Origin of the sequence: Streptomyces sp. NPDC096048, from assembly GCF_044763415.1 — a bacterium.
GTDB lineage: Bacteria > Actinomycetota > Actinomycetes > Streptomycetales > Streptomycetaceae > Streptomyces.
This window is the reverse complement of sequence record NZ_JBIWGG010000013.1, coordinates 113144-132015: the sequence shown is the minus strand read 5'-3', so window position 1 is coordinate 132015 and position 18872 is coordinate 113144. Positions and strand designations below refer to the sequence as shown.

Genomic DNA, 18872 nt, shown 5'->3' with positions numbered 1-18872 from the left:
GTCATACATCGATGTAACAGCAGCGATGCAGAGGCATGACAACACGGATTCCGCTTGGCGTCCAGGGACATGACAACGGCCCCGGGCACCCCGTGCGCCCGGGGCCGTCACCCGCCGTCACGGCACCCGCTGCCCCTTGCCCAGCGCGATCACGCCGCCCTTGGAGACGGTGTACAGCTCGGCGTCCCGCTGCGGGTTGACGCCGATCGTCGCGCCCGGCGGCACGTCGACGTTCTTGTCCAGCACCGCCCCCCGCACGACCGCGCCCCGGCCGATGTGCACGTTGTCGTGCAGCACCGAGCCCTGCACGACCGCCCCCGGGTCGACCACCACGCCCGGCGAGAGCACCGACCGGGTGACCTGCCCGCGGATCAGGCAGCCCGCGCTGATGATCGACTCGCTGGCGATGCCGCCGGCGTTGAAGCGGGCGGGCGAGAGCTGGGTGGAGTGGGTGTAGATCGGCCAGTCCCGGTTGTAGAGGTTGAACGCGGGCCGCTCGGCGATCAGGTCCATGTGGGCGTCGTAGTAGGCGTCGAGGGTGCCGACGTCCCGCCAGTAGCCCTGGTCCCGCGTGGTCTCCCCCGGCACGTGGTTGGCGCTGAAGTCGTACAGCGCGGCCTCGCCCCGGTCGGTGAGCTGCGGCAGGATCGAGCCACCCATGTCGTGCACGGAGTTCTCGTCCTCCGCGTCCCGGTGCAGGGCCTCGATGAGGGCCTTGGTGGTGAAGACGTAGTTGCCCATCGAGGCGAAGACGCACTCGGGGTCGTCGGCCAGTCCGGGCGGGTCGGCGGGCTTCTCCAGGAAGCCGGTGACGGTCTGGCCGTCGGAGCCCGGGGTGATCACGCCGAAGGACGGCGACTCGCCGCGCGGGACCCGTATCCCGGCCACGGTCACGCCCGCGCCGGACTCGATGTGCTGGGTGAGCATCTGGCGCGGGTCCATCCGGTACACGTGGTCGGCGCCGAAGACCGCGACGTACTCCGGCTGTTCGTCGTGCACCAGGTTCAGGGACTGCAGGATCGCGTCGGCGCTGCCCAGGAACCAGCGCGGGCCCAGGCGCTGCTGGGCGGGGACGGGGGTGACGTAGTTGCCGAGCAGGCTGGACATCCGCCAGGTGGTGGTGATGTGGCGGTCCAGGGAGTGCGACTTGTACTGGGTGAGGACGCAGATCCGCAGGATGTCGCCGTTGACCAGGTTGGACAGCACGAAGTCGACGAGCCGGTACGTGCCGCCGAAAGTGACCGCGGGTTTGGCGCGGTCCGCGGTCAGGGGCATCAGGCGTTTGCCCTCTCCGCCCGCCAGCACGATGCCGAGCACCGAAGGACCTCCACGACGCATGGCCGCTCCCCTCACCCTTGTTCACCCCCGGCTGCCCCGGAGCGGGGCTGCCTAAGCCTGCTTGAAGGGCTCCTCGTACTACGCCTGCTCGAGGATCTCCTCGTAGAGCCGGACGGTGCGGCGGGCGACCGCGTCCCAGCCGAACTCGTCCACCGCGCGTTTCCGGCCCGCCTCGCCCATCCGCCGGGCGGTCTCCGGATCGCCGAGGACGGAGTCCAGGGCCCGGGCGAGCCCCGCCTCGAAGTCGTCGTCCCGCCGGCCGTCAGCGGTGCCGTCACCGGTCCCGTCACCGTTGTCGCCCTCGTTGTCGCCCTTGGGGACGAGCACCCCCGTTTCGCCGTGCGCCACGACCTCGGGGATGCCGCCGACCCGGGAGGCGACCACGGGCGTGCCGCAGGCCATCGCCTCCAGGTTGACGATGCCGAGGGGCTCGTACACCGAAGGGCAGACGAAGACCGCGGCGTGGGTCAGCAACTGGATCACTTCCGGGCGCGGCAGCATGCGCGGGATCCAGTGCACACCCTCGCGGGCGCGGCTCAGCCCGGCGAAGAGTTCGCGGAACTCCTGGTCGATCTCGGGGGTGTCCGGGGCGCCGGCACACAGCACGACCTGCGCGGCGGGGTCGATGTCCCGTACGGCGCGCAGCAGGTGGGGCACGCCCTTCTGGCGGGTGATGCGGCCGACGAACAGGACGTACGGGCGGGCGCGGTCCAGGCCGATCCGGTCCAGCGCGTCGGTGCCGGGGTCGGGCCGGTAGAGGGTGGTGTCGATGCCGTTGTGCACGACGTGGACCTTGGAGGCGTCCAGCGCCGGGTAGCAGCCGAGGATGTCCTCGCGCATGGCGCCGGACACGGCTATCACGGCGTCGGCGGCCTCGACCGCGGTGCGCTCGGCCCAGCCGGACAGGGCGTAACCGCCACCGAGTTGCTCGGCCTTCCAGGGGCGCAGGGGCTCCAGCGAGTGGGCGGTCACCACGTGCGGGATGCCGTGCAGCAGCTTGGCGAGGTGGCCGCCGAGACCCGCGTACCAGGTGTGGGAGTGGACCAGTTCGCGTCCTTCGAGGGCGGCGGCCATGGCGAGGTCCACGGAGAAGGTGCGCAGCGCGTCGTTGGCGCCGTCGAGCGCGGTCCAGGGGCGGTGGCGCAGCACGCCGTCGGTGCGGCCTTCGCCCCAGCAGTGCACGTCCAGGTCGACGAGGCGGGCGAGTTCCCGGGCGAGGAACTCGACGTGGACGCCCGCGCCTCCGTACACGTCCGGAGGGTACTCCCGGGTCAGCAGTCCCACACGCACCCGGAACCTCCCGTGCTCGGCGGCTGGTCCCCTCATGGTCACCCAGACGGGGCGCCTGGGGAAGAGCGCCGGGGCCGCGGGGATCGAGGAGGGCGGGGGAAGCAGCAGTCGCCGCAGACCCCTGAGCCTGGCACCCGGTAGTAGAGGCAGCAACTGCGGCGCCGGAAAACGGTGCCGGTGAGGGTGCCGGTGGTGGCGAGCAGGGGGTGGGCGAGCAGGCCGGCGGTCAGCGAACGAGCGCGGGCGGCGGTGTCGGCACGGTCGTGGCGGCGGGCCCAGCGGTCCAGTTCGCGGCCGGCGCCGGCCAGCGCGGAGGCGGCGTTGCCCCACAGCAGGCCGGTCGCGACGCGGTACCGGGTGTGCAGGGCCGCCGTCAGTGGTGTCAGGTGGCCGTCGAGCACGACCGCCGCGAGGGTGCCGACGTCACCGGGCAGGGGGTGCACGTCGGTGAGCCACAGGTCGTCGGGGACGGCGGCGTCGGGATCCCAGTGCAGCAGCCGCGGGGCGAGGTCGGGGACGCCGCCGTAGAGGGCGGCGCATCCGAGGGCCACCGACCACAGGCGGGCCGCGAGCCCCTGGTGGGCCACGGAGGCGGCGACGCGGCTCTCGGGGGCGCGGAGGGCGGCGGCGACCTTCCGGACGCGGAAGGCGACCGGGTCCTCGCGCTCCTCGTCCTGGGTGTCCGGTGCCGGGTCTCCGTGTCCCCTCGCGTACGCGTGTGCGAGGGTGGGGAGCGGCCGGGGCGGCGACGGCTGCGACGCGTGCCGGGACTCATGCCGGGACGCGTGCAGGATGGAGAAGCCGCCCAGCGGGCGGAGTGCGGCAAGTCCTGGGTCGAGGTCCACGGAGAGCAGTAGTATCAAGCCCCTTAGGGGCGTGGGTCAGGGGTCCGGGTCTTGAGTCGCCCACCCTGGGGAGGACGGCACCGCCGTCGTACTCCATCGGCAGTAGGACCCAATGAGTGCTCAGGGACGACGACGGGAAGCCCCTGAGACGGCATCGTGTTGTCCATGGAAGACGACCGTTCGCCGCGCCGGGCCGTAAGCCCCCGCCTCACGCAGAGGAGCAGCCGATGAGCGCCCTCGCGTTGTCCGTGCTGCTGTCGCTCGTCTCCGCCGTGGCGTACGCGGGCGGAGCGATCGTGCAGGAGCAGGTCGCGGCGTCCTCGCCGGTCGCTCAGTACGCTCCACTGCGCCGGCCCGGCTGGTGGGCGGCGGTCGGACTCAACGGCCTCGGCGGTCTGCTGCACGTCGTGGCGCTCGCTCTCGGCCCGCTGAGCCTGGTGCAGCCGCTGGGCGCGCTCACCATCGTGTTCGCCCTGCCCATGGCGGCACTGTTCGTGGGCCGCAAGGCCGGCGCGACGGCATGGCGGGGAGCGCTCATGGCGACGGTCGGTCTGGCGGGGCTGCTGTCCCTGGTCGGCGCGTCCGACGCGCAGTCGCTGGACACGGGGCAGCGGGTCGGAGCGGCCCTCGTCACCGGCGGTGTGGTCGTTGCGCTGATGATCGCCGGCCGGGCCGCGCACCGGCATCCGGCGGTCCGCAGCATCCTGCTGGCGACCGCGTCCGGCATAGCCTTCGGCATGTCCTCGGTCTTCACCAAGACGGTCGCCGTCGACTGGGCCGGCGGGATGTCGGCCGCGGACCTGCCGTCCCTCGCCGTGATCGGTGCGCTCGCCACGGCGGGCATGCTCCTGTCGCAGGCCTCCTACCGGGGAGCCGGTCTCGCGGCCCCGCTGGCCACGCTGACGGTCGTGAACCCGGTGGTGGCCGCGGTGGTCGGCATCACGATGTTCGGCGAAACCTTCCGCTACGGGACCACGGGTACCGCGCTGGCCCTGAGCTGCGGTGTGGTGGCCGCGGGCGGACTGATCCTGCTGACGACGGAGCGGATCGCGCGGGAGTCCGCCGAGGAGGCCGTGGCCGTTCCGGCGGCGACCGGATCCGCGGCGTCCGCGGCGGTGCCGGTCGAGGACACGCCGGTTCGGGAGGTGCGCGAGGTCCGGCGGGAGGTTCGGGCAGTACGGGAGGCCCAGGAGGTCCGGGACGGAGTCGGGACGCGGGTCGCCCCGCTGTCCGACAAGGTCATCGTGCCCTCCCCGGCGTCACCGGCGGTCCCCGACACCGTCCCCGCCGAGGAGCGGTACGAGGAGCGCTCCAGGGGCCGGGAACCGGCGGAGAGCGACGACACGCCGCTCTCCTACAGCCCCTTCTACGGCCCCTTCTACGGCGGTCCGTTCGTTCCACCGCCCGTGCTCAGCCGGAAGCGGGTACGGATCAGATCCTGACGCCGCCGGCCCGCAAGTACGCCACCGGGTCGACGTCGGAACCGAAGCCGGGCCCCGTCCGCACCTCGAAGTGCAGATGCGGGCCCGTGCTGTTGCCGGTGGAGCCCGAGCGGCCGATGCGCTGGCCGGCGCCGACCGCCTGACCGCCCTTCACCGAGATCGCCGAGAGGTGCGCGTACTGGGAGTAGCGGCCGTCGCTGTGCCGCACGACCACCTCGTACCCGTAGGAGCCACCCCAGCCCGCGCTGACGACCCGGCCCTCCGCGACCGACTTGACCGAGGTGCCGGTGGGCACGGGGAAGTCGACGCCGGTGTGGTAGCCCTTGGACCAGGAAGAGCCCGCCTGACGGTACGGCGTGCCGGTGGAGGCGTCGACCGGCGAGACGACACTTCGGCGAGTGGTGGCCTTGTCGGCCTTGCTCGCCGCCTTGTCCGCCCTGTCCGCCTTCTCCTTCTCGCCCTGCCCGCCCTGCTTCTCCTTGCCACGGTCCGGGGCCGACTTCTTCGGCTGCTTCTGCTTCTGCTTCGGCTGCGGCTTGGTCGCCGTCGTCCCGGGCTTCTCGGCCGACCTCGGCTCGGCGCGGGACGTCTTGGCGGTCGCCTCGCCGCGCACGGCCAGACGCTGGCCCGGCAGGATCAGGTCGGGGTCCGTTCCGATCGTGTCGCGGTTGGCGTCGTACAGCCCCTGCCAGCCGCCCCGGACCTGCTGGGTGTCGGCGATGCCGGACAGGGTGTCGCCGGTGACCACCGTGTACATCCTGGCCTTGCCGGCCCGGGACTGCGGGGTGGTCTGGGGCTTGACGTCCCTCACCGGGTCGGACTTCCCGGCGGACCTTTCGGTGGACTTCCCGGCGGTCCGCTCCGGGCTCTTCCCGGGCCCCGCGTCCCCGGCCGGGCGGATGTCCGGGGCGTCGCCACCCCGGGCCAGTCCGGCGCGCTCCGAGCACACCGGCCAGGCGCCGGGGCCCTGCCCGTCGAGTACCTTCTCGGCGATGGCGATCTGCTGGTCCTTGGACGCCAGATCCGCACGCGGGGCGTACTCGGTGCCGCCGAACGCCTCCCAGGTGGACTGGGTGAACTGCAACCCGCCGTAGTAGCCGTTGCCGGTGTTGATGTCCCAGTCGTTGGTGGACTCGCAGGCGGCGACCTTGTCCCAGGTCTCCACGTCGGCCGCCTGCGCCGTGCCGGTACCCATGAGCGGGAGCGCCAGCCCCGCGCCACCCGCGGTGACGGTCAGTGACGCGCGGTTGATCCTGTTCGGCTGATACCGGCGGTGCCGGCCGCGTACGGCCATGGAGGTCCCCCTCGACATTGCGTCAGGAGTGGCAAAAGTAAGCGCGGCTAACAGGCCATGACAAGACGGCAATCGGCCGGTTGGTCACGCCAAGTGGCCGGGAACGGGTGGTCGTTGGCCGGATGCGACGTCCGCCCGCTGAGGCGCCGGGCCCCTCCTGTGCGTACTGGAGTCCGCCGGACCAGAAAGTGCGACGTGAGTACCGGCACGTCAGGATGGTCGAGCGGACGTACCGGCGATACTGGCGGGCAATACCGGCGGGCACGACAGCACGACAGCACCACGGCACCACGGCACCACGGCACCACGGACACAGAGCATCACGGACACAGAGCATCACGGACACGGGGCACACAGATCCCAAGGTCACTAGGAGCCAAACCAATGAGCACTACAGCGCAGATCGGCGTCACGGGTCTCGCGGTCATGGGCCGCAACCTCGCCCGCAACTTCGCTCGCAACGGCTACACGGTCGCGGTGCACAACCGGACCGCGTCCCGCACGCACGCGCTGGTGGAGGAGTTCGGGAGCGAGGGCGACTTCGTCGCGACCGAGACCGCCAAGGAGTTCGTGGCGGCGCTGGAGCGGCCACGACGGCTGGTGATCATGGTGAAGGCCGGAGACCCGACCGATGCGGTGATCCAGGAGTTCGCCCCGCTGCTGGAGCCCGGTGACATGATCATCGACGGTGGCAACGCCCACTTCGCGGACACCCGGCGCCGGGAACGCGAACTGCGCGAGCAGGGCATCCATTTCGTCGGCACCGGCATCTCGGGCGGCGAGGAGGGCGCACTCAACGGCCCGAGCATCATGCCGGGCGGTTCGAAGGAGTCGTACGACTCGCTCGGCCCGATGCTGGAGAAGATCTCCGCGAAGGCGGCGGACGGGGCGCCCTGCGTGACGCACGTCGGCCCGGACGGCGCCGGGCACTTCGTGAAGATGGTCCACAACGGCATCGAGTACGCCGACATGCAGCTCATCGGCGAGGCGTACCAGCTGCTGCGCGATGTCGCCGGGTACTCCCCCGCGCAGATCGCCGACATCTTCCGTACCTGGAACACCGGCCGCCTGGACTCCTACCTGATCGAGATCACCGCCGAGGTGCTGTCGCACGTGGACGCGGCGACGGGCAAGCCGTTCGTCGACGTGGTGGTCGACCAGGCGGAGCAGAAGGGCACGGGCCGCTGGACGGTACAGATCGCGCTGGATCTGGGCGTCCCGGTGTCCGGCATCGCGGAGGCGGTCTTCGCCCGGTCGCTGTCCGGACACGCGGCGCTGCGGGAGGCCTCGCGCGGACTGGCGGGGCCGAAGGCGTCGACGCTCGGCGAATCGGAGGCAGCCGCCTTCGCCGACCGCGTCGAGCAGGCGCTGTACGCGTCGAAGATCGTGTCGTACACGCAGGGCTTCCACGAGGTCGCGGCGGGCAGCGAGGAGTACGGCTGGGACATCGACCTGGGCGCCGTCTCCGCGATCTGGCGCGGCGGCTGCATCATCCGCGCGGCCTTCCTGGACCGCATCCGCGCCGCGTACGACACCCGGGCGGATCTGCCGAGCCTGCTGTCGGACGAGACGTTCGCCCAGGAGATCGCCAACGCGCAGGACGACTGGCGCGAGGTCCTGGTCGCCGCGACCCGGCAGGGCGTGCCGACGCCCGGTTTCGCCGCGGCCCTCGCCTACTACGACGCCCTGCGCGCGGAGCGGCTGCCGGCCGCGCTGACGCAGGGGCAGCGGGACTTCTTCGGGGCGCACACGTACCGGCGGACCGACCGGGACGGTGCGTTCCACACGCTGTGGGGCGGGGACCGGTCGGAGGTCACCGCGTAGTCGTACGCGGTGACCAGGGAGCAGAGGCAGTGACCAGGGAGTAGAGGGGACGGCGGGCGGTGGCGGCGGGCGGCCGGTGCGGTCGTCACCTGACGCCCCCGCCCCCCATGCTCCGCAGGGTCCGTGCTGCGGCCGTCGCCCGCGGCTCAGGTGAGCGGTGGGCCCGGCTCCGGGTTGGGCACCGGTTCCGGTCCCGGCGGGATCGGCGACGGCGAGGGCTCGGGAGGGCCCGGGGGCGGTGGCGTCGGCTGGGGGCCGGGGCCCGGAGGCTGAGGTGTGGGTTCCGGGCCGGGGCCCGGGGGCGGAGGCGGGGGTGTCGGCTCCGGACCGGGGCCGGGGCCGGGATGCGGGGGCGCCGGGGCGGGCACCGGGTCCGGGTGCGGTTGTGGCTCCGGGTCCGGCCCGGGAGTGGGTCCCGGGGTGGGCCCGGGCGGGACGGGATCCGGATACGGGTTCGTCATGACGCTGTCCTCCGGCCAGTCGGTCGACATCGGCTCTGGACTTGTCCCCCGCCTACCCGACGGCCGCCTCCCCAGTCACTCCCGCGCGTGAACGGCCGGACCCGGGTGGCCCACCGCGCCGGGTGACCGGTGCGACGGCGTGCGCCGCCCGAGGCGGGCCGCCGCCGCCCCGGCGGCCAGTCCCGGCGCGGGGCTGGCCAGCACCGGGACAGAGGCCTTCGTCAGTTCCCGGGCCGGCGCCATGGAAGCCTGGGCCAGCACGATCGCGTCGGCGTCGGTGACGGCGTCGGCCGCTTCCGCCACCAGCCGCAGGTAGCCGTTGGTGTCGTCGCCCTCGAACCGCGGCCAGGCACCGTCCACCAGGAGGGTCCGCACCTCCACGGGACGGCCGGAACGCCGGGCCTCTTCCCCGATCAGTGCCGCGGTCGGGCCGAGCGTGCTTTCCAGGGCGGCGAGGACGACGACGAGCGGACCGGCGGCCACCGCCGCGGCGGCCATCGGCCGGTCGACCCGCAGCACCGGCACCCCGGCCCCGTCGGCGGCCGCCTCGGCGACACCGCCGATGGTCGAGCAGGTGCACAGAACGGCCCGCGCCCCCTCGGCGACGGCCTGCCGCAGCACGGCCCGCACGGCGTCCGTCACGGTCTCCGGCCCCTCGCGGCGCGCCCGCTCCAGCAGCTCGGCGTCGACGTGATGCCGCAGCTCCAGACCCGGGTGTGCCTCGTCACGCAGGGCGTCGAAGACCGGGATGTGAACGGGCGAGGTGTGCAGCAGCGCCAGCACTCGCGACCCCTTCGTAGGTGCCCGTGGTGCCCGGGCGTCCGTAGGTGCCCGTGGTACTCGGGCGCCCGTACTTGCGCCCGTAGTGCTCGGGCGTCCTCGGTTCAGAACCGCTCGGGATGCGCCACGAGCCACTCCTTCGCCGCGCGCAGCAGCTCGGGATCGGCTGCGGGTGCCTCGTCCGGGTGGCGCTCGGCCCACTTGACGACGTACGGACACAGCGGGGCGACGGCGACGCCCTCGCCCCGCGCGATGGCGTACAGCTCACGCGCGAGCGAGCCCGCGATGCCCTGGCCCTCGTGGGCGGGCTCGACGACGGTGTGCACGGGGACGAGGGCGCGCTCGGGAGCGTCCAGGCCGAAGTACTCGATACGCCCGACGACCTCACCGCCTGCGACCGCCTCCAGACGGCCCGCCGCCCGGTCGTCCCGGATCTCGATGTCGCTCACGGCCACGCTCCTCGTCCGCGCAGGTTGGATACGTCAGGCCGACACGGCCTGCGGGCTGCGTTCCTGGTCCGAGCCCGGCACCGGCTCCGACGCGTCGGCGCCCAGGGCGACGATACGGTTGTCGCCGTCCACATGCACGATCCGCGGCTTCAGCGACCGCGCCTCGGCGTCGGTGACCTGGGCGTAGCTGATGATGATCACCAGGTCGCCGGGGTGGACGAGATGAGCGGCGGCCCCGTTGATCCCGACCACGCCGGACCCGCGCTCGCCCTCGATGACGTACGTCTCCAGCCGGGCACCGTTGGTGATGTCCACGATGTGCACGAGTTCACCGGGCAGCAGATCGGCGGCGTCGAGCAGATCGGCGTCGATGGTCACCGAGCCGACGTAGTGCAGGTCGGCCTGGGTGACGGTGGCACGGTGGATCTTGGACTTGAACAGAGTACGCAGCACTTTGGACTCCTGGAAGACGGCTCCCCGCCTGCTTTCTGCAGGTCAGGGGCGCCGCCCACTGTACACCGACACCCCTCGCACTCGAAGACGCCGAGGAACATCGATCCCTCTTGGGCAACAGCACATCCACCTCCGCGACCAACCGGTGCGGGCCGTCTGTCACCAACATTCCGGCTCCGCGTCCCGCAGCGGCCGCAGGTCGCGTCAGGCGAGGGCGTGACCGCGGCCGACCTGCAGGATCTCGTCGGAGAGCCCGGGCGCGACGTGGCGTACGGCGCGGGCGATCACCAGTGCGCCGACCATTTCGCTGAGCAGGCGGGCGGCCTTCTGACGGGCTTCGGCCGGGTCGAGTTCGTGGCCCTTCTCCTCCGCTTCGCGCAGGAACTCGGTGGCGAAGCCGGTCAGATAGCCCTCGACGCCTTCGGCGTACACGCTCTGCACCGCTTCGTTCTGCCGTCCGGCGTCGGTGACCAGGGAGGCGGAGGGGCAGCCGCCGTTCGCGGCGTCACGGTGTGCGGTGGACAGATACCCGGCCACGACGCGCTCCAGCGGGAGGCCTGCCTTGTCCTGACCATCCTCGATGATGCCGGCCAGGCTCTCGAGTGAGGCGGCGAAGGAGGCCCTGCACACCTCGACCACCAGGTCGTTCTTGGAGGCGAAGTGGTTGTAGAAGCCGCCGTGGGTGAGTCCGGCTTCCTTCATCAGCTCGGCGATGCCGACGGCGTCGATGCCCTGCGAGCGGAACATGCGGCCCGCCGCTTCGAGGATGTTCTGCCGGTTGCGGGCCTTGTCCTCCTTGGTGATCCGCGGCATTGCAGTCCTTCCGCCGTCGTTCCCGACTTGACCTTTTTGATGACGGCCTTCATCATAACAGAAGTTCCAATGACACCTATCATCAAACTGGTCGTCGAACAGGAGCGCCGTACGTGCCCGATGCGGCACCGTTCCGGCCCGCCCGTCCCAGGGATCCGACGATCCGGCGGGATCTCAGCATCTGTCGGGTGCGCCGCAGGGGCTTGGCCCCCCGCGGCGACACCAAGCACCGAGGAGAGCAGAAGTGACACGCAACGAAGAGGTCGTTCGTGAGGCGTACCGGCTGGCGGAAGGGAACGTCCTCGACGGACACGGCTTTCGCGCCTTGTTCACCGAAGACGGAACCTTCAATGACCTGCCGAACGCGATGACCCTCCGCGGGGACGAGATCGCACAGGGACTGGCGGGGCTGGCCGGCGTCTTTCCCGACATCCACCGTGAGCTGCTCGCGGTGCATGTGCTCGGTGACGTCGTCGCCGTCGAGCTGCGGATCCAGGGGACGCATCTCGGCGCGTTCCCGACTCCGGTCGGCGACATCCGTCCCACCGGGAACCGTATCGACGTGCCAACGGCGGACCTCTGGTACCTCCGTGAGGGGAAGGTCGAAACGTTCAACTGCTACAACGCGGCGAACGTGTTGCTCGCGCAGATCGGGGCCACCCCCGACTTCACGTCGGCGATCGAGGCCGCCGAGACGGCCGCCACACGGGCGTAGTTCCACCACGCGGCACCGAGCAGGCGACAGAAGCTACGCCGGCGTCTCGTCGCTCTTGCCGTAGATCTGGCGTTGGGCGAGGACCTGGCCACATCGGGTCATCGTGGCGAGCAGGGCGGTGGCCGGCTGTTTCCTGGTACGAGACCCGCCGAGTGTCCTGCCGTCGACGGCGATCACGTTTCGTCCGAGGGCCGGGGCCTGGCGTTCCCGGAGGAAGTGGCCGCCGGCCTGGCCCAGGGCGTCGCCGTCCGCGGCGGCCGGGACGAGGCGGAGGACGAGGCGGAGGTCGTGGCGTGAGGCGGGCGGATCAGGCCGGTCAGCGGGTCGGGCGGGAGTCCGAGCAGGGCCGGGACACGCTGAGGGGCATCGGCGACCCACTCGCCGATCGCTGTGCTCGATGCGGCGCCGGACAGGACGGCGCAGGCCGCAGCGGTGAGCAGGGCCGCCCATGGGTGTCGGATGCCTCGACAGGCCCCCGACCAGGGCACCGCGGCCAGATGACTGAGTGCAACGATGCCTCACCACGTAGGACACGGTCGTAAGGCATCCGTAAGAGCGGTCCCTGCCCAGCGACGCTCTAATCCTGGTCTCAGGTTGAGCGCGGACAATGAGCGGCAAAAACATCGACTGGAAGGGGGCGGGCCGGCGTGCGGATCATGATCGCGGATGACGACGTGGCCATCCGTGAATCGCTGGAGCGGGTGCTCCAGGTCGAGGGTTACGACACCAGCACCGTCGCCAACGGTTTCGCCGTGCTCGACGAGGTTGTCGGGGCCGGCGGTGACACGCTGGATCTGCTGCTCCTCGACGTGATGATGCCCCGCCTCGGCGGGCTGGAGACCTGCCGGCGGCTGCGGGCCGCGGGCCGGGATCTGCCGGTGCTGATGCTGACCGCCCGTGACCAGGTCTCCGACCGGGTCACGGGGCTGGACGCGGGCGCCGACGACTACCTGCCCAAGCCGTTCGCCACCGAGGAGTTGCTGGCCAGGGTGCGGGCCCTGCTGCGCCGGCGCACGCCGGCCGACGAGGAGTCGCACATCCTGTCGTTCGCCGACGTCCGGCTCGACCCCGACAGGTTCGAGGCGTGGCGGGGCGGGCGGCCACTGCACCTGACCCGGACCGAGTTCTCCCTCCTGGAGGTCCTCTTGTCCAACGCGACCCGGGTCTTGACCCGCGACGCGCTGTTCGAGGCGATCTGGGGCTTCGGTATGAGCTCCACGGCCAACAACCTTCAGGTTTATGTGAGCTATCTGCGCCGCAAGATGGAGTCGGAGGGCGAACCGCGATTGATCTACACGGTGCGTGGTCTGGGATACACGTTGCGGGAGACCCCTCCGTGAGCAGGACCGCCGGCCGGGGGCCGCGCCGGCTGATCCGATGGTGGCGTCGGCGGTCCCTGCGGGCCAGGCTGACGGTGATCGCGGCGACTGCCATCGCGGTGAGTGTCTTCGTGGCCTTCCAGGTGGCCAGCGAGCTGTTGGCCTGGCAGCTGCGGGACACCGTCGAGGAACAGTTGCGCGCCGATGCCCGCGTCCTGGCGACGCACGCGGAGCGCGCCGGTCCGGCGCAGGTTGAGCTGCCGCCGTATCCCGGATCCGGCCGACTGGTGCGGGTCATCCTGCCCGACGGCTCGATCCGGACGCCGGCCGGCCAACCCGCGCTGCCTCCGGTCAGCGAGAACGCCGGGCGCGTGGCGCGGGGCGCGTCGGCCGACCTGTTGGAGTCGAACGGCAGCGACGAAGAGGGCTACGCCATCTACACGCTGCGGGCGGGCGATGGCGCGGTCCAGGTGGCCCGCGTCGTCGACGACGGCCCGATCAACCAGTTCGGGTTCGGCATGCTGCTGATCGGGCTGCTCTGCGTGGCCGGCGGCGCTCTTGTGGGGCGGACCGTGGCGCGGACCGGGCTGGCACCGATCGACCGGCTGACCGCCGCCGCGGTACGTGTCGCGCACACCCGGGAGCTCGACGCCGACATCCCGGACGAGGGCGGTGGGGAGATCCGGCGGCTGATCCGGTCGATCAACGACATGCTCGCCGCGCTCCGGGACTCCCGGCAGGCCCAGCGGCTGCTCGCCGAGGACGCCGCCCACGAGCTCAAGACCCCGCTCACCAGCCTGCGCCTCAACGTCGAGCTGCTGATCCGGCTCGATCGGCGCGGCACCCTGGACAGCGCCCTGCCGGCGGAGAGCCGTACCCGGCTGCTGAACGATCTCGGCGCCCAGGTGTCCGAGTTGAGCACCCTGGTCGCCGAGCTGACCGACCTGGCGCGCGGTGACATCAGCGACGAGAGCACCGAGGTGCTCGATCTCGCCGATGTGGTCGCGGCCGCGGCGACCCGGGCGGAATCCCGCATGCCCGACATCGAGGTGGTGCTCGACGTGACCTCTGTGTGGGTGAGCGGGCGTCCCGCCGCGCTCGAGCGAGCGGTACTCAACCTCATCGACAACGCCGGTAAGTGGTCCCCCGCCGACCAGCCGGTCCAGGTCCGGCTGCGTGCCGAGGAGGAGTCGGCGGTGCTCGAGGTCGACGACGCCGGGCCGGGCATCGACGCCGCCGACAGACCGCGGGTGTTCGACCGGTTCTACCGTGCCGACAACGCCCGGGGACTGCCGGGATCCGGTCTGGGACTGTCGATCGTGCAGCGGGTCGTCGACGCCCACGCCGGCCGGGCCACCGTCGCCCGCTCCGCACGCGGTGGTGCGCTGCTTCGGGTCGACCTTCCGGCCGCGGCCCCGCCCGCCCCGATCGCGCGGCTCACCCCGGGGGAGGGCACCGCGGCGTCCTGACCCGCCACGGCGGCGCGGCGCGGGACAAGGGACGGCGGCCCTCGGCCACGCTCCCGGCGGTTCACCGACCGGGCAGGGTGATGCGGTGCGCCGAGTCCGGCCCCGGCGTGTGGCGCGGGACCGGAGGGAGGTGACCGTCCGGCCCACGAAACGATCCGGGACAGGGCCTGGAGCCCCGTCCCGGATCCCGTCCGTGCCGCCGCGCTCACCGTTGCAGCGCGGACTCCTCCTTGCCGGCGAGCGGCTGGCGACCGTCCGGCAGCTCCGCCGCTGGACGGGACAACCGGCTCGGCCACCACATCCGCCGGCCGATCAGCAAGGTGAGGGCGGGCACCAGGACCGACCGCACCAGCAGGGCGTCGAGCAGCACGCCGAAGGCCACCAGGAAGCCGACCTCGACCAGCATCACCAGCGGAAGTGTGACGAGGACCCCGAACGTGGCAGCCAGGACCAGGCCTGCCGAGGTGATGACGCCACCGGTGACCGAGAGGGCTTTGAGCATGCCCCCTCTGGTGCCCAGGCGCATGGTCTCCTCGCGGGCCCTGCTGGCCAGGAAGATGTTGTAGTCGACGCCGAGCGCCACCAGGAACAGGAACGCCAGCAGCGGCACCGAATAGTCGACACCCTTGAACCCGAGGATCGTGTCGAAGAGGAACACGCTGCCGCCGAAGGCGGCGGCGAATGAGACGACCACCGTGGCCATCAGGACCAGCGGGGCCAGGACCGCGCGCAGCAGCAGCCCGAGGATGATCAGGACGACGACGAGCACCAGCGGGATCACCAGCTTCTCGTCCCGCCTGGTGGTCACCTCGGTGTCGAGGTTCTCCGCGCTCGGCCCGCCGACGATCGCCTCCGCCCCGCTCACCGCGTGCACGGCGGTGCGCACCCGCTTGATCGTGTCGTACTCCGCGGCGGTGTCCGGCGCGTCCTTCGGGAACACGGAGATGCTGGCCCAGCCACCGACGGTCTCCTCCGGGACGGCCACGGCCACGCCTCGGGTGTCCTCGACGACGTCGAGCACCTTCTCCCGCTGCGCCGGACGCGTGAAGACCGTCAGCGGCTGGCCGCCGAGCTCCGGGAAGTGCTCGCGCAGAACGGTGAAGCCGGTGACCGACTCCGGCGTGGACAGGAACTGGTCCTGCTCCCGCAGGGCGCCGGTGTTGCCCGCCAGCCCCAGGGCAAGCACGCCGAGGACTCCGAACGAGCCGAGCGTCGCCACCCACCGGCGGCGGTTGATGGCAGCGCCGAGCCGCCCCCACAGCCCCGGCTTCTCCTCCACGGCCGTGCTGAACCGCGGGATGGCCGGCCAGAAGATCCGCCTGCCGAGCACCACGAGCACCGCCGGGAACAGCGTCAGCATGGCCACCAGCGCGCACAGGATGCCGGCCGCACCGATCGGGCCCAGCCCACTGGTGCTGTTCAGGTCCGCGACGAGCAGGCACAGCAGGCCGGAGACCACGGTGGCCGCGGACGCGACGATGGCCGGCGCCGCGCCGCGCAGCGCGTGGACCATCGCGACCCGGACGTTCTCATGGTGGTGCAGTGCCTCCCGATATCGGGCGATGAGCAACAGCGCGTAGTCCGTTCCCACGCCGAACACCAGGATCGTCAGCAGCGCCGAGTTCTGGTCGTTGACCACGATGCCGAAGCCCTTGACGAGCAGGTAGACGGTCCCCATCGAGGTCAGTGCGGCCGCTCCGACGGCCACCAGCGGGATGATCCACAGCACCGGGCTGCGATAGGTGAGGATCAGCAGGAGCGTGACGACGGCGATGGTGGTGAGGAGGACCTGCTCGTCTATGCCGTCGAAGACGGCATCCATGTCACCGTCGATCGCGCCCGGTCCCGTCACCTCGAGTTCCAGCCCGGAGGGGCGGTCCTTCGCGGCGTCACGCAACGGGCCGACGAGCTCCTCCGGTGGGCCGTAGGCCGTGCTGATATCGAGGGTGAACGTCATCGCCTTGCGGTCGGTGGAGAGGCTCGTCGGTGAGCCCTCGTCGTCCTCGTCGCCCGCCTCCGTCGTTTTCGGCGGGTACCGCTTGGCAAGGGCGTCGTAGTGACGCTCGACCGTCGCGCGGTCGGCGGCGGTCATGCCCTCTGCCCGGTGGTACACGAAGACGAACGTGCTGTCCTCACCGCCGGGGAGCCTGTCGTCCAGCGCCGCCACCTTGGTGGACTCGGCACCGGCCGGCAGGGTGTCCACGGCGCTGTCGGTGGTGACCGAACTCAACTTCCCGCTCAGCGGCACCATGCCCGCAGCCATCACCAGCCACAGGCCGATCACCAACCATGGCACCCACCGGCCTGCCAACCGACCGGCCGGCGCTTTACCGGACGGCGCAGTGTCGACTGCCATCACAAGCCTCCTACACGCGAGTCGCATCACCTATCTGGATGCGCACTTCCTACGGAGCGAACCTGAGACGACCGTTAATGCGCTGCTCAGGCCGGTTGGCAGAACCATGTGCCCAGCGCACGCCCCCGTGTGCCGGCGTGGCGCCCCTGCCCGGTGGACAAGGCCCAGACGGCACAGCCGCCGGGCCGAATGAGCGTTGCGTCGATGTCCACCCGGTCCGTGCGGGCGGTGACGGTGTTGCCCCCTCCGGTCCACGCGGCCGCGTCGTCGTGGGTCTCCGCGCGGTCGACGAGGTGGCGCTGGAGCGGCCGGGCCCCGGACTGCTCGCCGGCATCGACATTGCAGGTCATAGACTCTGGCGTGGGCGGTAGTTGGTGGGCTCGGGGCTGGTCGAAGCTGAGATCGTCAGCACGTGATCGTCCGGCACGGGCGAGGTCGGGCGTTGATGAACCCGCACATCGACGTCCCCTGGATCCTGCAGGTCGCCGAGGCCGCCGGGGTGAACGCCCCGGTCCCCGACCACTACGGCGTCCCCGTCTCGGCGGTCGCCCGCCGCTGGGCCGAACTGTTCGAGCAGCCCGTCTACGACGGCTCCTACGCCAAGGCCGCCGCCCTGGTGCACGCCCTGAGCTGCTGTCGCTGGCTGGAGCGCGCCAACCTGGCCGCCGCCACCGGCGTGATGTACCTCGAGGCCGCCGGGATCACCGTCAAACCCGCCCGCCAGGACGCCCTCTCCCTCAGGGACCTGCTCCTGGACCCTGCCGCACCGCCGGGAAGATCGCCACTCTGCTGCGCAGCCGGCCAACCGCCACCTGAGGCGGCTCTCCCCGCGGTGCCACTCGGGTGTGGAAGCATGCCATCCATGTCCACCGATCCCATAGACGCGGCCGCTGTGGCACACACGGCCCGCCTCGTTGCCACGGTCCTCGCCCCCCTCGGTGCCGTAAACGCCGACGCTCCGCGCATCCACTACGGGCCCGGCCACAGACTGCTCGTCCAGCGCGGGGACGACGAGCTCGCCACGGTCGGGCTCGGCCCGACAGGTCAGAGGCACGGCGCCGAGTTCCGCTTCCCCGCCCCCTGGCCTCGGTCCTTCGGAGATGTCACCGTCTCTCCCACGGGCGACCTCGCCGTGTTCAGCGGCGTGCACGCCGTACGGGCCGTGGACCGGACAGGCAAGGTTCACTGGGAGCTCCCGCACGGGTGCTGGTCCGCCGCCAAGTGCACGGCGGTCCATGCCTCGTTCGAGGAATACGCGGACGACCCGCGGCATCGGCACGCAGACCGTGGTTCCGCCGCGTTCAGCCCGGACGGCAAGCTGGTGTGGGCCCATGTGCGGCACGCACAGGACTGGCCGCACGAGGAGTGGCTGGTCCTTGACGCTGCCGACGGGTCGGTGCTCGGCCGGACCAGGACCTCGACCATGGGTTCGGCGTCCGCACACTTCCCGCATCCCGACGGCTCGTACATGGGACTGACCGTCGGTGAGGGGCATGAGGACTCCCCTTCCCTGTGGGGGCGTTGGGACGGTACGGACCTGAGCCTCGAACGCATCGAAGGGGTACTGCTGCAGGACGTCAGCCCGTCCGGTGGCCACTTCCTGTGCACGGATCCCGGCCAGTGGGCGCTGTATCTGCACGAGTCCCCCGGCGCGCAGGAGACCGGACGCCTCAACGCCAGGGATGTCGTGCCACCCGCGCCGGGTGAGGACATGGCGCGCTGGGACTACGAGGGCGCCTACCCCTACGAGGACGGTGCCGTCGTCAGCACCGACGGGCACACCACCGAGCCCCGTCACTGGCTCGTGGACCCGGGCACACTCGCCCTGCGCGGGCGGATCGTCTACTCCCTGCCGGTACCGGGCAGCCCATTGCCGGCCGGCCCCGGCCTGTGGGCCACCCTCGCCGAGGACCGCGCGGCCGTGCACCTGTGGAGTCTGACCGACGCGAGCTGAGTGCGTCCCGCGACGCGAACGCCCGGCCGGGGAAGCTCCCCGGCCGGGCGTCCTGCTTGCGTGTCCGGCG

At 71.7% G+C, this 18872-nt stretch carries 18 protein-coding genes and 1 pseudogene; 7 read left to right on the top strand and 12 right to left on the bottom strand.

The features are described 5' to 3' along the window. Window positions 1-117: 117 nt before the first annotated feature. The 3 genes from glgC to ACIQ6R_RS31720 all read right to left on the bottom strand — a co-directional run bounded on the left by glgC (window position 118) and on the right by ACIQ6R_RS31720 (window position 3473). Entirely contained in the window at window positions 118-1338 is a 1221-nt protein-coding gene (glgC, locus tag ACIQ6R_RS31730; protein WP_404183856.1) for a glucose-1-phosphate adenylyltransferase, read from the bottom strand. Between the two features lie 78 nt (window positions 1339-1416). Beyond that, on the bottom strand, window positions 1417-2628 hold the full coding sequence (gene glgA, locus ACIQ6R_RS31725) for a glycogen synthase (RefSeq protein ID WP_404225061.1): 1212 nt from the start codon (window positions 2626-2628) through the stop codon (window positions 1417-1419). A gap of 38 nt (window positions 2629-2666) precedes the next feature. Further along, window positions 2667-3473 (bottom strand): (2Fe-2S)-binding protein, encoded by an 807-nt coding sequence (locus tag ACIQ6R_RS31720; RefSeq protein ID WP_404225059.1) that lies wholly within the window; start codon window positions 3471-3473, stop codon window positions 2667-2669. Window positions 3474-3700: 227 nt separating this feature from the next. Between ACIQ6R_RS31720 and ACIQ6R_RS31715 the strand changes: the two genes are divergently transcribed. Next, window positions 3701-4915, top strand: coding sequence for a DMT family transporter (locus tag ACIQ6R_RS31715; RefSeq protein WP_404225057.1), 1215 nt, complete (start codon window positions 3701-3703; stop codon window positions 4913-4915). Here the strand turns inward: ACIQ6R_RS31715 and ACIQ6R_RS31710 are convergent. Then, entirely contained in the window at window positions 4905-6209 is a 1305-nt protein-coding gene (locus ACIQ6R_RS31710; RefSeq protein WP_404225055.1) for a transglycosylase family protein, read from the bottom strand. The two genes, ACIQ6R_RS31715 and ACIQ6R_RS31710, sit on opposite strands and share 11 nt — an antisense overlap. 384 nt (window positions 6210-6593) lie before the next feature. On the opposite strand from ACIQ6R_RS31710, the gene gndA reads away from it, so the two are divergent. After that, window positions 6594-8033, top strand: a complete 1440-nt coding sequence (gene gndA / locus ACIQ6R_RS31705; RefSeq protein WP_404225053.1) for an NADP-dependent phosphogluconate dehydrogenase — start codon at window positions 6594-6596, stop codon at window positions 8031-8033. A 536-nt stretch (window positions 8034-8569) separates the two neighbouring features. Here gndA and ACIQ6R_RS31700 read toward each other — a convergent pair. From ACIQ6R_RS31700 to ACIQ6R_RS31685, 4 genes are all read right to left on the bottom strand, one after another. Then, window positions 8570-9277 (bottom strand): aspartate/glutamate racemase family protein, encoded by a 708-nt coding sequence (locus ACIQ6R_RS31700; protein ID WP_404225051.1) that lies wholly within the window; start codon window positions 9275-9277, stop codon window positions 8570-8572. A gap of 101 nt (window positions 9278-9378) precedes the next feature. Continuing rightward, window positions 9379-9723 (bottom strand): GNAT family N-acetyltransferase, encoded by a 345-nt coding sequence (locus ACIQ6R_RS31695; RefSeq protein WP_404183835.1) that lies wholly within the window; start codon window positions 9721-9723, stop codon window positions 9379-9381. A gap of 33 nt (window positions 9724-9756) precedes the next feature. Beyond that, a complete protein-coding gene (gene panD / locus ACIQ6R_RS31690) occupies window positions 9757-10176 on the bottom strand; it encodes an aspartate 1-decarboxylase (protein WP_404225049.1) in 420 nt (139 codons plus the stop codon). Window positions 10177-10380: 204 nt separating this feature from the next. Continuing rightward, on the bottom strand, window positions 10381-10989 hold the full coding sequence (locus ACIQ6R_RS31685) for a TetR/AcrR family transcriptional regulator (RefSeq protein WP_404225047.1): 609 nt from the start codon (window positions 10987-10989) through the stop codon (window positions 10381-10383). A gap of 244 nt (window positions 10990-11233) precedes the next feature. Between ACIQ6R_RS31685 and ACIQ6R_RS31680 the strand changes: the two genes are divergently transcribed. After that, a complete protein-coding gene (locus ACIQ6R_RS31680) occupies window positions 11234-11704 on the top strand; it encodes an ester cyclase (RefSeq protein ID WP_404183759.1) in 471 nt (156 codons plus the stop codon). Between the two features lie 33 nt (window positions 11705-11737). Here ACIQ6R_RS31680 and ACIQ6R_RS31675 read toward each other — a convergent pair whose 3' ends face one another. Then, window positions 11738-11881 carry a hypothetical protein gene (locus ACIQ6R_RS31675; RefSeq protein ID WP_404225045.1) on the bottom strand — a complete coding sequence of 48 codons (144 nt, stop codon included), beginning with the start codon at window positions 11879-11881 and terminating at the stop codon, window positions 11738-11740. Continuing rightward, on the bottom strand, window positions 11878-12192 hold the full coding sequence (locus tag ACIQ6R_RS31670; RefSeq protein ID WP_404225043.1) for a transposase family protein: 315 nt from the start codon (window positions 12190-12192) through the stop codon (window positions 11878-11880). Before ACIQ6R_RS31670 ends, ACIQ6R_RS31675 begins: the two co-directional genes overlap by 4 nt. Before the next feature lie 159 nt (window positions 12193-12351). Between ACIQ6R_RS31670 and ACIQ6R_RS31665 the strand changes: the two genes are divergently transcribed. Both ACIQ6R_RS31665 and ACIQ6R_RS31660 read left to right on the top strand, forming a co-directional pair. Beyond that, entirely contained in the window at window positions 12352-13044 is a 693-nt protein-coding gene (locus ACIQ6R_RS31665; RefSeq protein ID WP_404225041.1) for a response regulator transcription factor, read from the top strand. Continuing rightward, window positions 13041-14492 (top strand): ATP-binding protein, encoded by a 1452-nt coding sequence (locus tag ACIQ6R_RS31660; protein ID WP_404225039.1) that lies wholly within the window; start codon window positions 13041-13043, stop codon window positions 14490-14492. Before ACIQ6R_RS31665 ends, ACIQ6R_RS31660 begins: the two co-directional genes overlap by 4 nt. 205 nt (window positions 14493-14697) lie before the next feature. Here the strand turns inward: ACIQ6R_RS31660 and ACIQ6R_RS31655 are convergent, their stop codons facing one another. Then, entirely contained in the window at window positions 14698-16848 is a 2151-nt protein-coding gene (locus ACIQ6R_RS31655) for an MMPL family transporter (RefSeq protein WP_404225038.1), read from the bottom strand. 86 nt (window positions 16849-16934) lie between these two features. Then, entirely contained in the window at window positions 16935-17198 is a 264-nt protein-coding gene (locus ACIQ6R_RS31650; protein ID WP_404225036.1) for a hypothetical protein, read from the bottom strand. A 95-nt stretch (window positions 17199-17293) separates the two neighbouring features. Here ACIQ6R_RS31650 and ACIQ6R_RS31645 point away from each other — a divergent pair. Together ACIQ6R_RS31645 and ACIQ6R_RS31640 are read left to right on the top strand one after the other, a co-directional pair. Beyond that, a pseudogene (locus ACIQ6R_RS31645) lies at window positions 17294-17664 on the top strand (fic family toxin-antitoxin system, toxin component). 46 nt (window positions 17665-17710) lie between these two features. Continuing rightward, complete coding sequence (locus tag ACIQ6R_RS31640) at window positions 17711-18802, top strand: hypothetical protein (protein ID WP_404225035.1); 1092 nt, start codon at window positions 17711-17713, stop codon at window positions 18800-18802. The last annotated feature ends 70 nt before the right edge of the window (window positions 18803-18872 follow it).